The sequence below is a fragment of the Rhizobium herbae genome (assembly GCF_019511375.1).
Taxonomy (GTDB): Bacteria; Pseudomonadota; Alphaproteobacteria; order Rhizobiales; family Rhizobiaceae; genus Pararhizobium; species Pararhizobium herbae_A.
The window spans coordinates 576,653-589,494 of sequence record NZ_JAEUAO010000002.1 but is presented as its reverse complement, the minus strand read 5'-3'; the positions used below and the strand labels follow the sequence as shown (position 1 = coordinate 589,494).

At 61.1% G+C, this 12,842-nt stretch carries 11 protein-coding genes; 1 reads left to right on the top strand and 10 read right to left on the bottom strand.

Annotated elements, in window-relative coordinates:
* Positions 1-9: 9 nt before the first annotated feature.
* The 10 genes from cheY1 to JNB71_RS09990 form a co-directional block, all read right to left on the bottom strand.
* Positions 10-375: a chemotaxis response regulator CheY1 gene (gene cheY1, locus JNB71_RS10035; protein ID WP_018324149.1), complete on the bottom strand. Its 366-nt coding sequence runs from the start codon at positions 373-375 to the stop codon at positions 10-12.
* Between the two features lie 3 nt (positions 376-378).
* On the bottom strand, positions 379-672 hold the full coding sequence (locus JNB71_RS10030) for an STAS domain-containing protein (protein WP_220371661.1): 294 nt from the start codon (positions 670-672) through the stop codon (positions 379-381).
* A gap of 127 nt (positions 673-799) precedes the next feature.
* Positions 800-2,419: a globin-coupled sensor protein gene (locus tag JNB71_RS10025; protein ID WP_346657250.1), complete on the bottom strand. Its 1,620-nt coding sequence runs from the start codon at positions 2,417-2,419 to the stop codon at positions 800-802.
* 785 nt (positions 2,420-3,204) lie between these two features.
* Entirely contained in the window at positions 3,205-4,581 is a 1,377-nt protein-coding gene (locus tag JNB71_RS10020) for an FGGY-family carbohydrate kinase (RefSeq protein WP_220371660.1), read from the bottom strand.
* A 4-nt stretch (positions 4,582-4,585) separates the two neighbouring features.
* Positions 4,586-4,900, bottom strand: a complete 315-nt coding sequence (rhaM, locus tag JNB71_RS10015; RefSeq protein ID WP_220371659.1) for an L-rhamnose mutarotase — start codon at positions 4,898-4,900, stop codon at positions 4,586-4,588.
* A gap of 9 nt (positions 4,901-4,909) precedes the next feature.
* Positions 4,910-5,914, bottom strand: a complete 1,005-nt coding sequence (locus JNB71_RS10010; protein ID WP_220371658.1) for an ABC transporter permease — start codon at positions 5,912-5,914, stop codon at positions 4,910-4,912.
* Entirely contained in the window at positions 5,914-6,891 is a 978-nt protein-coding gene (locus JNB71_RS10005; RefSeq protein WP_220371657.1) for an ABC transporter permease, read from the bottom strand. The genes JNB71_RS10010 and JNB71_RS10005 overlap by 1 nt, the downstream gene beginning before the upstream one ends.
* Positions 6,891-8,387 carry a sugar ABC transporter ATP-binding protein gene (locus tag JNB71_RS10000; protein WP_220372236.1) on the bottom strand — a complete coding sequence of 499 codons (1,497 nt, stop codon included), beginning with the start codon at positions 8,385-8,387 and terminating at the stop codon, positions 6,891-6,893. The genes JNB71_RS10005 and JNB71_RS10000 overlap by 1 nt, the downstream gene beginning before the upstream one ends.
* Before the next feature lie 219 nt (positions 8,388-8,606).
* Entirely contained in the window at positions 8,607-9,596 is a 990-nt protein-coding gene (rhaS, locus tag JNB71_RS09995) for a rhamnose ABC transporter substrate-binding protein (protein WP_220371656.1), read from the bottom strand.
* Between the two features lie 120 nt (positions 9,597-9,716).
* Positions 9,717-10,529: a DeoR/GlpR family DNA-binding transcription regulator gene (locus tag JNB71_RS09990; RefSeq protein WP_220371655.1), complete on the bottom strand. Its 813-nt coding sequence runs from the start codon at positions 10,527-10,529 to the stop codon at positions 9,717-9,719.
* A gap of 200 nt (positions 10,530-10,729) precedes the next feature.
* Here JNB71_RS09990 and JNB71_RS09985 point away from each other — a divergent pair, with 200 nt between their 5' ends.
* The gene (locus JNB71_RS09985) at positions 10,730-12,829 is read left to right on the top strand and encodes a bifunctional rhamnulose-1-phosphate aldolase/short-chain dehydrogenase (protein ID WP_220371654.1); all 2,100 of its coding nucleotides are present in this window, start codon (positions 10,730-10,732) and stop codon (positions 12,827-12,829) included.
* The last annotated feature ends 13 nt before the right edge of the window (positions 12,830-12,842 follow it).

The following is a 12,842-nucleotide window of genomic DNA, read 5'->3' as shown; positions in this document are numbered from 1 at the left end:
TTCCTGGCGTTAGGCTGTTACGCGCTCGATGGCATCGATCAGTTTGGTCGGATCGAACGGCTTCACGATCCAGCCAGTCGCGCCTGCCTGGCGGGCGCGGTTCTTCTTTTCCGCGTCGCTTTCCGTTGTCAGGACGAGGATCGGGATTGCCCGGTACTTCTCATTCTTGCGCACGCCTTCGATGAAGCCGAAGCCGTCCAAGCGTGGCATGTTGATGTCGGTGACGATGACATCGGGATTGGCATCCTCGAGAACCTCGAGGCCCTCGACGCCGTCTTCCGCCTGGATGGTCTCGAAACCTGCATTGTTCAGCGTGACCAGAAGCATGTTCCGGATGGTTCTGGAATCGTCGACCGTGAGAACTTTCTTTTTCATGTCTCAAATCTCCTTTGCCATCAGGTGATCGATGTTCACCCCGATGAGCTGCGTCGTTTTCGTGAATGCGTCCGACACCTTGGAGAAGGCGAAGGAATGCTTGTCCTCTTCCCAGCTTTTCGCGCCGGCCATCAGGACCTGAACGCAGAGCGCCCCGACACGCTCCACTGCCGAGGCATCGATGACGAGGTCGTTGCCGCGCAAAGCCATCAGCTTGCCGTGCAGCGTGTTCGCCTCGTTCAAATCGAGAACGGGCGCGAGGCTCAAACTTTTCTGAGCGGCCTTCCTGCTTGCCATCTCCACTTTCCTTGCCTGACTGGGAGTAATTTACATTGACGGTTCAACTGGTTTTCCGACCGGCCCGGCACGTGCCGGAATTCGAAGATCGCCGCTACCGGCTGGCTGTGTTTCTGGCGGCTCGTCATCAGCGCCCCCATCCGGCAAGGCGACCCTGGAGACCGTAACCGTCATCGAAACCGTCATCTGCCTCGCTGGCCTGTGCCTGCCGCGCAATAGGAAGAGGAACGGCACGCCGTGGCGGCACCGCGTTCGGCGCCTGCCGCTGGACGTGGAACTGGCGGATCGTCTGGCCGAGTTCGAGGATCACCGTGTGAAGATCGTCGCACGTGCCTTTCGCGGCCGCCACCTGCCCCGCATTGACGCCGATTTCAGCGCCGATGCGGCCGAGTTCGGATGTCGCCGCCTGCAAGCCGGTGACCTGTTCTGCAGTTTCATCTGCAATACCTGCGATGGCGTCGTTGATGCCGCGAACCTGCTCGACGATGCTGCTGATCGCGTCCTGTGTGCGGCCGACCCGCTCGACACCCGCTTCGACCTGAGATTTCGTGTTCGAGACGAGCTGCTTGATTTCGCGAGCCGCGTCGCCGGAGCGCTGCGCCAAAGCGCGAACTTCCTGGGCCACCACCGCAAAACCACGGCCGCTCTCGCCGGCGCGCGCTGCCTCGATACCGGCATTGAGGGCCAGAAGGTTGGTTTGGAAGGCGATCTCGTCGATAACGCCGATGATCTGGCCGATCTTCTCGGCGGAAGCCTCGATGTCAGCCATCGCGGATATGGCCTGACCGGCGATCTCGCCGCTGTGCTCAGCCGACTGCCGGGTCGCCGCAGCGCTTTTCTCGGCGGCGCGCGTCTGAGCGGCATTGTGCTTGACCCGATCGACGATGGCGGCAAGCGAGGCCACGGTGTCGCCGAGCGCTGCGGATTGCTCCTGCGCCTTTGCGGCGAAGTGGCCGGTTTGACCGGCAAGCGCCTGCGACGCGGTTTCCATCGTGGCCGCATGATCCGACAGTCCGATGACCTGCCGCTGCAGGACGTCGAGCGCGCCGTTCAATTCCTGAGCGAGCGGCTGGTAGGCCGCGGAAACTTCAATCGGCGTGCGAACGGAAAGATCGCCGCGGCCGAGCGCCTGGGTTACATCGCCAAACAGGGCGAGCGCTTCGGCCTCGCCGGCCTTGCGCTGCTCGGCAAGCTGGCGCTGATGGCTGTGACGTTGCTCGTTGAAGCGAAGGGAAACGGCGATCTCGGTGTCGACGAAGACAGTGCGCACCAGCGCAGCGACAAGGTCGTTCAGTTCCTGCTTGCGCGACTTGCCGAGCGGCAGCACGGATTTCGGCCACAGATCCTCGATCATCGAGCAGATCAGGCGCTCGAGAACGATCGCGTGACCGGCGATTTGCCAGCGCGGATCAAGCCCCATCTTGCTCTCCGCGTCGGACAAGACCTTGACGCGCTCGGCATAGAGGCTGTCGAAGCGGGCGTCGGTCAGCACGCTCCAGTGGGAGGATTGCAGATCATGCAGCCGGTCGATCTGGCGATCGCTGGTAAAATGGCGGGCAGCCTCGGGGAACGTCTGGAGGCGCTGGAAGAGATCGCGCAACGCCAGTTCGACCTGGGCCCCCAACGACTGCCGGTTCTTGCGCAGGACATCGGTCTGGGCATCGTCGAGCCCGGCAAACCGCAGGCGCTCGAGCAGACTGCCTGCCTGAGCCTTCCTGGTCTGATCTGGCGACGTATCCTGCCTCACGCTGTTCCCCGGTCCGGTGCGCACCTCTGGAAACCGGCGCGGCTTCAGAGGGTATTTCCTGAATTCGAACTATGCAGCGCCTCGCACATGCCTGTCGGCGTGCGGTGCCTGTCGTGCCAACGGATAGACTGAAGGGGCGATGCCCAAGCGCACCGACTTGCAAGATACGCGTGGCGACGGCGGCGACGCCGTCCGGCCACGGCATTCGGCCGCTTCGTTCCCAAGAGATATCCGGTAAGTGCATACCGGATCGGAACCGGCTCGTCGGTACGGCATCATGCCCTGTCGGGAAGTAGAGTTTCCCACTCCGACGTGTACGATCATGTTTATGGTTAATTCCTTGCTTGAAGGTTAACGGTAGATATTCCCTTTCGGCTTTCACTAAAATTAGCGTCGTGTCGCCGCAAACAGCCCAACCGCATGCCGCTCGGGGGTTTGCGCGCACCTAAGAAACAACAGGTTCTGAATGGTAAAACTTGAGAGTTGATCTTGCGGCCGCGGCTCGGTAACTACGGCCTATTCTGACCGGCGCAAGCCATGCACAAGCATAGCCGGTCACGGTGAAGCGGCATCATGACGATGACGTAGAAGGAACGAGCAATGATTGTTCTGGGACTGAGTGCTACGCTGATTGCCACGCTGACGCTGGCAGCGATTTCCATGCTCCTCAATATCGAGGAAGATCGCAATTCCATGAATTCGCGGGTCTTTTAAGAACCTCTACGAAATTCCCGACAAGCTGTAGTTTTTCCGCCTGACGTTGCTTCACGTCCAGCTGTCTGTACTCACGCTTCTTCAGACCGTTCGCTTTCAGCCCGCCATTTTTGGGCATAAGCCCTGTAGGTCTCTGGCACATTAACGCCAAACTCCGCCGTATGAACCTGCGCGCGACTGCCATCGGCAAGGCACGCAGCTCCAAGGCTCGTTCCCGTCGCGCTCTGGCTACCGGTCAGCACCGGTCTTCCCGTCGCCGCTCTCAGCATGCGCAGGTATGTCGAGTTCGCCGCAAACGGCCCCTCGACGACAACCTCCCCCCGGGCGCCGATCAGATCGAGGCATGTCGCACTCATCATCGCCAGATAGAACGACACGACGACGAAGCGTTCCGCGCCCGTCAGCGCATCCTCGTTGCACGTCCAGCGAGCCCTTGCCCGCGGAAAAGGGCCCGAGCCTTCCGGCACGGCCGGCAGCAGCATGCATTGGCGAGCCGCCATTGCAGCCTCGACGTCCTCGGAAACGGTGAAAGCCAAGTCAGGAATCAAGGTCGCAAAGGCACGGCCTCCCATGAACCGCGCCGACGGAACGGGATCGCCGAGCGCATTGACGTTGATCAGCGTGTCACGAGCCTCGTCAAGAACCACCTTGTCCGCGCCCATCGCCATGATCACAACCCAGGTTCCCGTGGACACGACGGCGAACGGCGCTGGCCGCGTCAGGACATGGGGCAGCAGCGAGGCGTTGGAGTCGTGGATCCCGCAGAAGACCGGCAAGCCTGCCGTCAGCCCGCTTTCCTTTGCGGCCTGCGCGGTCAAACCACCCAGAAGGTCGCTCGCCCGGCGCACCGGCGCAAACAGCGGCCGCCAGCCGCGGGCGTCGACCATCGTCGAGAAATCGCCGGCATACGGGTTCCACAGATCGGTATGGCAGCCGAGCGAGGTCAATTCCGTAGAGGCTACGCCGCTTAGCCTATAAGACCAGTATTGCGCATAGGTCAGGATCGTTGCGACATTGGCAAACAGTTCCGGGAACGTCTGTTCCTGCCAGTAGATCTGTGCCCCGATATTCAGTCCCATCGGCAGCCGTGCGGCGCCAGTCTCGACAAAGGATGGCCGAACCTTGTCGTAATCCGCTGCCAGAGCGTCGGGTCCGGTAAATTCATAATCGAGCAGTGGCAGCGCAAGATCCCCGCTTTTGTCGAGCAGCACAGCCGCCGCGCCATGGGTCGTCACGGAGATCGCATCGATCGGCGTTTCTGCATTGAGCCCCGCGAGGCTTTCGACGATGAAGCGCCACAGCCGCTCCACGTCGAAATGCGGGTAGAGCCCACTCACCGTCACGCCATTGGCCGTCTTGCGCACGGCGATTTCGTCGAACCGATCGAGATCGACAAGCGCGACCTTGGCATTCGTCTTGCCGATGTCGATGACGGCTATGGTTTTCATGGCATTACTTCATGTGAAAGACGGTGACGAGCGGGACGGCGACAGGCTCGTTGTCGGCCTTCGTCTCCATGATGTCGGCCATATAGGCCCACCATTTACGCATCACCGGATGCTTGGGCAGGTCGGCCATCGTATGGTCATCGCGCCGCCACAGGACGCCGAACAGGAGGTTGGTCTCCTCATCGAGATGGATGGAGTAATCCGACACGCCGGCCGACGTCAGAAGTTCCGACAGTTCCGGCCAGATGGCGTCGTGGCGGGCCTTGTATTCCGCGGCCATGCCCGGATTGAGCCGCATGCGAAAGGCGTATTTTTCCATGGCTCGTCCTCAATGCGCGACGCGGCGGCGGGCGCGGGCCCACAGGATCGGCAGGGCGATGACCGAAATCAACAGCACGCCGATGAAGATCGACATGACGATGCCGGGCACGTTCAGGAGGCCGAAGCCGAAGGTGACCATGCCCATGATGAAGGCGGCGAGCACGACGCCCGGAATGGTGCCGGAACCGCCGAGAATGCTGACGCCGCCGAGAACCACCATCGTGACGACTTCGAGTTCCACGCCAAGCGCGATCGACGGTCGGGTTGAGCCGAGGCGCGAGGTCAAGCAGATCGAGGCGATGCCAGCCATCAGGCCCGTCAGCAGGAACAGGATGAACTTGACGCGGCCGACCCGCACGCCGGAGAACAATGCGGCCGTCTGGTTGTTGCCGATGGCATAGACCGCGCGCCCGAAGTTAGTCTTGTGCAGCAGCACGCTGTAGATCGCCGCGAAGACGGCGAAGAGAACGAATTCGAAGGAGAACACCCACCAGACATAGCCTTGGCCGAAATAGGCGAAACTGGCGGGATAGCCGGTAAAGGCCTTGTCGCCGAGAATGATGAAGGACAGGCCGCGGAACAGGCTCATCGTACCGATGGTGACGACGATCGACGGCAGGCCGAGGCCGGTGATCAGCAGGCCGTTGATCATGCCGCAGACGAGGCCGGTGCTAAGGCCGACGCCGATCAGGACCGGCGTGTCGAATCCGAAACTGACCGCAAGCCCCATGGCCGTTGAGGACAGCGCAATGACCGAGGCGACCGACAGGTCGATCTCGCCGGCGATGATCACCAGCGCCATGGCAAAGGCGATCATCGCCTTTTCGGTGAAATTGAAGGTCGCGTCGGACAGGTTCCACGGGTCCAGGAAATACGGCGAGGCGAAGGAGTTGATCGTGAAGATCAGCACGGCCACGACCAGAAGCAGGCTTTCCCAGCTTTTCAACAGCCGATTGCCGCGGCTCTGCAGCCGGTCGGGAATGACCCGCGGTGAAAGTTTCAGCTCCGCCATCAGACCGCCTCCGCTTTCTTCAGAATGACACGACCCCTGCGCTTTTCTGCCCGGGCGTTGACGGCAACGGCGATGATGATGACCGTTCCGGAAATTGCGAGCTGCGCGAAGGGCGAGATGTTGACGACCGGCAATGCGTTCTTGATCACGCCGAGGAACAGGCTGCCGAGCACGGCACCGGGCACAGAACCGATGCCACCGGCGATCGAGATGCCGCCAATGACGCACGCCGCAATGATATCGAGTTCGAAACCCGCGGCGATATCGACATAGGCGACGGCATAGCGCGAAACCCACAGATAGCCGGATAGACCTGCCAGCGCGCCGGACAGGCAATAGGCAATGAAGCGCGTACGACCGACATCGATGCCGGTATAAACAGCCGCATGCGGATTGCCGCCGACGGCATAGAAGGCGCGGCCGACCGGCGTGCGCGTCATCAGCAGATAGACGGCGGCAATCGCCAGAACCGAAAGCCACGAGAGCACCGGCAAGCCGGCGAGCGGTGCGCGCGGCAGTGCCTTGAAGGCGTCGCTCATCTGATGGGCATTGATCCAGGCGCCATTGCTCAAGAGAAAGATGGTGCCACGATAGATGGTCAGCGTGCCGAGCGTCACGACGATCGGCGGAATGTCCAGCTTCCAGACAAGCAGGCCGTTGACCGAGCCGAGCAGCGCCCCGAGGACAACCGCCGCGAGAATGACAAACGGAATCGGCACGCCGGGAAAGGCGGCATTGATCATCGCCGCGACCATGCCGCAGAGCGCCAGGTTCGCAGCCATGGACAGATCGATGCAGCGCGTCAGGATGACGGCCATCTGGCCGAGCGCCAGGATGATCAGGATCGAGGTGTCATTATAGACCCGGGCCAGATTGGCTGGCGCGACGAAGCCTGGGAAGCGCAGGGTGATCGCCATCAGAAGCGCGGCAATGGCGACAACGAGAAGGATTTCGCGGTTCTTCAAAATTTTGGCCATTACGCCGCCTCCGCTATGCCGGCGGCGGCCCGCACAAGCTTTTCCGCCGACAGCTCGGAGCGTCCGAAACGCCCGACGATACGGCCTTCGCGCATGACGATGACACGGTCGGCCATGCCCATGATTTCGGGAATTTCGGAGGAGACCATGATGACGCTCAAGCCCTGCCCTGCCAGTTCGCTCATGAACGCGTGCACGGCGGCCTTCGAGCCGATGTCGATGCCCTTGGTCGGCTCGTCGAGGATTATCACCTTGGGTCGCGTCGCCAGCCATTTGGCGATCACTACCTTCTGCTGGTTGCCACCCGACAAGGTGCCGACGTCCTGGTCAAGCGAGGCGGCGCGCAGATCGAGCCGCTGGGTATATTCACGCGCGAGGGCGAACTCATTGGCCAGCTTCAAAAAGCCGGAACGCGACGTCCGGTGCAGCGAGGGCAGCGTAACGTTCTGGAAGATCGGCAGACCGATGATCGCGCCCTGGCGACCACGCTCTTCCGGCACATAGACGATGCCGGCTTCGATCGCCTCGGCCGGCGAACGAATGACGAGCACCTCACCATCCAATTTCACGGCACCAGCGGAAGGCCGGGTGATGCCGATCAGCGACTGCATGAACTCGGAACGGCCGGCACCGATCAGACCGTAGAAACCGAGGATTTCGCCGCGGCGCAGTTCGAAGTTGATATCCTCGAACTCGGTCGGATGCCGGTAGCCGGAGACGGTCAGGACCGGTTCACCGATCGCCACGTCGACCTTCGGGAAGACCTGGCCGACATCGCGGCCGACCATCATCTTGACCAGTTGATCCTGCGTCACGTCGGCGATCAGCCCCTCGCCGACCATGCCGCCATCACGAAACACGGTGTAGCGATCGGCAATGCGGAAGATCTCGTCGAACTTGTGGCTGATGAACAGGATCGCCTTGCCGTCTGCCTTCAGCCGATCAATCAGTTCGTAGAGTTCGTGAATTTCCTTGTGCGACAGAGCCGCGGTCGGCTCGTCCATGATCACGACGCTGGCGTCAATCGAGAGAGCACGGGCGATTGCCACCATATGCTTGTTGGCAATGCCGAGATCCCGCAGACGGATTGTTGGATCGATTTCCGCTCCGACCCGGCGCAGCAGTTCGCGCGCATCGCCGTTCAGCTTCTTCCAGTCGATCAGGCCGAAACGATTGCGCGGCGCGTGACCGAGAAAGATGTTCTCCGCAACGGAAAGCTCGTCGAACAGCACGGTTTCCTGATGGATGGCGGTGACGCCGGCGTAAGCGGCGGACTGGGTCGTCGGGAAATGCGTTTCCTCGCCATTGACGCGGATCACGCCGCCGTCCGGCTGGTAGATGCCGGTCAAAATCTTGACGAGCGTCGACTTTCCGGCGCCGTTCTCGCCGATCAATGCGGTGACGGAACCAGGATAGAGTGAGAGCGAAACCTCAAAGAGCGCACGCACGCCCGGAAAGGACTTGGAGATGCCCTCCAGGGCGATTGCGGGCTTCAGCCGCGATGTGGTCGTTTCCTGCAGCAAGAGCAATCCCACCGGTGCAATTTGGGTTTGAGATACGTGTGCGGATGCGGTAGCGGCGGACACGATCTACCCCTCCCCCTTGTGGGGAGGGTTGGGGAGGGGATTTCCTTTTCAAGAAGAAAAAGAACCCTCCCCTCCGCTTCGCTCCGAACCTCCCCACAAGGGGGAGGGTTAGTCCGAGCAAGCCTCGCCTCAGAAGATCTTGGCGAATTCCTCGACGTTCGAAGCATCATACACGAACGGGTCGGCCATCGCGCCCTCGTTGTTTTCGTCGAGCTTGACCGTGCCCATGCGACCCATCTTCAGTTCGGCGCCCGGCTTGGCTTCCGCGCCGCCGATCAGGTCGTAGGCGATCATCGTTGCGGAATAGCCGAGGTCGATCGGGTTCCAGATCGCGAAGGACTTGGAAGAACCGGCCTTCACGTGACCAGCCATTTCCGAGGGAAGGCCAAGACCGGTGACGTTGATCTGGCCGACCTTGCCGGCGTCTTCGACGGCTTGGGCTGCGGCAACGATGCCGACCGATGTGGGTGCGATTATCGCCTTCAGGTTCGGGTAGGATTGGATGAGGCCCTGCGTTTCGCGATAGGACTTGTCCGCAAGGTCATCGCCGTAGACGGTCGCTACGACGTTGATACCCTTGTAGTTACCCTGCACCTTCTTCATTTCCTCGATCCAGGTATTCTGGTTCGTAGCGGTGGCCGAAGCCGACAGCACGGCGACATCGCCGCCCTCTGGCAGATGATCGGCCGCGAGCTTGATGATCATGTTGCCGATCAGCGCGTTGGACGACGGGTTGAGATGCATCAGGCGACCTTCAGGTGCAACGCCGCTGTCCCAGGAGATGACCTTGATACCGCGATCCATCGCCTTTTTCAGCGCCGGAACCAGCGCGTCCTTGTCGTTGGCCGAGATGGCAATGGCATCGACCTTCTGCGCCACCAGCGAATTGATCACTTCGATCTGGCCTTCGGCCGTCGTCGAGGTCGGACCGGTGTAGATCACCTCGACATCGCCGAGTTCCTTGGCTGCTTCCTGCGCGCCCTTGTTGGCGGCCTCGAAGAAGCCGATGCCGAGCGCCTTGACGACGAGGGCGATCTTCTTGTTTTCCGCATGCGCGGCATTTGCCATCAGCGCCAGCGAAACCGCTGCTGTGACCATGAGTGTCTTCAAGATCTTCATTGACATTCTCCTCCCTGAAGCCGCGTGGTCACGATGACCGCGTTCATCCGGCTTTGTGCCTTCAGTTTCTGCCGGACCGTCTTGCAGCCGGCGTTTTCCACTCCCCTCTTCCCGTAAGCGTCATGCCGACGAGGAAGCATTCTCCTCAAGAGTGCCGGACCTCGTGTCGGCAACGACCAAATGGACGCCGGCATCTTCGAGCATTCGGACATGTCTGTCCTCGATGCCCGAATCCGTGATCACCGTGGTGATGCGCTTCAGCCCGCAGAGAATGAGGCTGGAGCGCTTGTGAAATTTCGACGAGTCGATCAGCACGACGAGCTCGTCAGCCTGGTCGATCAGTTTCTGCTCCGCCTGAATGAGCAGCGGATCCCCCTCCATCAGGCCGAGCGGCCCCAGCCCCTGCGCACCCATGAACATGCGGCGCGCGTAGAAATTGCGCGTCACGTCATTGTCGAACGGGCTGAGGATGATGTTCTGCTCCCGGTAGATCGTGCCACCCGACAGCATCACCGTATTCTTCGAATGCTTGAGCAGGTGTTCGGCGATCGGAAACGAATTGGTGAACACCTGCATGCGGCGGTTCGCCAGGAAATGCACCATCTGGAAGGTCGTCGTGCCGCCATTGATGATGATCGGCTCCCCGTCCTGGCAGAGTGCCACCGCCTCCTTGGCGATCGCCTGCTTCTGGCGGGCATGGAGGCCTTCGTTAACTCTGAAGGGGCGGCCGGCAAGCCCGACGAACTGCGGCGGATTGATCGCTTCTGCGCCACCGCGCACGCGGCGAAGGCGTTTCTGCACATGCAGAGCGGCAATATCCCGGCGGATCGTCGCTTCGGAACTATCCGTCAGTTCGACCAGTTCCGGCACGGTCACGACCGGCTTGTCCTGAACCGCCGACAGAATGATCCTGTGTCGCTCTTTTTCGTGCATTTCATCCTCCAACGATGCCCATGCTTCCATCACGACCGTGCATTGTCAATCACTTTCAATCATATTTTTTCATTGTGCAGCGCAATATGACTGGATTTGATCGTTTATGATTGACATGAGGCCGGTCTTTGTGTGATCTGACCACAATGAATGCGCCCTTGCCCACCGGCCGGCGCGAAATTGACCGGGAGGAACGATCAATGCTCGACAAGCAACAAGGCGCGCGCCTTGCCAATCTCTGGGATGACGGCAAGGCAGCCGGGATGAGCGAGCCGGAACGGCTGCTCTATCGCTCCAACCTGCTCGGTTCCGACAAGCGCATCACCAATTACGGCGGCGGCAACACCTCGGCCAAGGTCATCGAAAAGGACCCGCTCGGCGGCGGCGAGGTCGAGGTTCTCTGGGTCAAGGGTTCCGGCGGCGATGTCGGCACCATCAGGATGGATGGCTTTTCCACCCTCTACATGGACAAGCTGAATGCGCTGAAGGGTCTTTATCGCGGCGTCGAATTCGAAGATGAGATGGTCGGCTACCTGCCGCATTGCACCTTCAACCTCAATCCGCGCGCTGCATCGATTGATACGCCGCTGCATGCCTATGTGCCGAAAAAACACGTCGACCACATGCATCCGGACGCGATCATCGCCATCGCGGCATCGACGAACAGCCGCGAGCTGACGCAGAAGATTTTCGGCGACGATATCGGCTGGCTGCCGTGGAAACGCCCCGGCTTCGAACTCGGCCTGTGGCTTTCGAAATTCTGCGCTCAAAATCCGAATGCACGCGGGCTGATCCTTGAAAGCCACGGTCTTTTCACCTGGGGCGATACAGCAAAGGAAGCCTACGAGACCACGATCGAGATCATCAACAAGGCGATTGCCTGGTTCGAGAGGGAAAACACCGCTCCGGCCTTCGGCGGTGCGGTGAAGCCGGTGCTGCCTGCCGCCGAGCGCCGTGCCGTCGCGCAAAAGCTGATGCCAGTCATTCGCGGCATGATCAGTGCAGACGAGCGCAAGCTCGGGCATTTTGATGACAGCCAGGCCGTGCTCGACTTCGTCACGTCGAAGAACCTCGAACCGCTGGCGGCGCTCGGCACCTCCTGCCCCGACCATTTCCTGCGCACCAAGATTTGCCCGCTGGTGGTCGATTTCGACCCGGCCAATCCGGATATAAACAAGACGCTGGCCGGCCTTGAAACGGCAATCGCGAAATATCGTGTCGGTTATGCCGCCTATTACGAGCGCTGCAAGCACCCCGACAGCCCGGCGATGCGCGATCCGAATGCGGTCGTCTATCTCGTGCCCGGCGTCGGCATGATCACCTTCGCCAAGGACAAGGCGACGGCCCGCATTTCCGGCGAGTTCTACGTCAACGCCATCAATGTCATGCGCGGCGCCTCCGGCGTTTCGACCTATGTCGGCCTGCCGGAACAGGAGGCCTTCGACATCGAATATTGGCTGCTCGAGGAAGCGAAACTGCAGCGCATGCCGAAACCGAAGATGCTGGCCGGCAGGATTGCACTCGTCACCGGCGGGGCCGGCGGCATCGGCAAGGCGACGGCGAACCGCCTGATGCAGGAAGGCGCCTGCGTCGTTCTCGCCGATATCGATGAGACGGCTTTGGCAGCGGCGCATGCCGAACTGGGCGGGCGCTACGGCAAGGATTTCGTCCGCGCCGTGAACATGAACGTCACCGACGAAGCGGCGGTCGAGAAGAGCTTTGCCGATGCACTGCTCGAATTCGGCGGCCTCGACATTCTCGTCTCCAATGCCGGCCTTGCCTCCTCCGCCGCTATCGAGGACACGACGCTGACGCTCTGGAACAAGAACATCGATATCCTGGCGACGGGCTATTTCCTGGTCTCGCGCGAGGCCTTCCGGATCTTCCGGAGCCAAAAGGCCGGCGGCAACGTCGTCTTCGTCGCCTCCAAGAACGGCCTTGCCGCCTCCCCCGGCGCATCCGCCTACTGCACGGCGAAGGCGGCTGAAATCCACCTTGCCCGTTGCCTCGCGCTCGAAGGGGCATCGGCGCAGATCCGCGTCAATGTCGTCAATCCGGACGCCGTTCTGCGCGGCTCGAAGATCTGGACGGGCGAGTGGAAGGAACAGCGCGCGGCGGCCTACAAGATGGACGTCGACGAACTGGAAGCCCACTATCGCGATCGCTCCATGCTGAAGCTCAGCGTCTATCCGGAAGACATTGCGGAAGCGATTTATTTCCTCGCCTCCGACATGTCGGCCAAGTCTACCGGCAACATCATCAATGTCGACGCGGGCAATGCCCAGTCATTCACGCGCTAGACCGGAGGTTGAC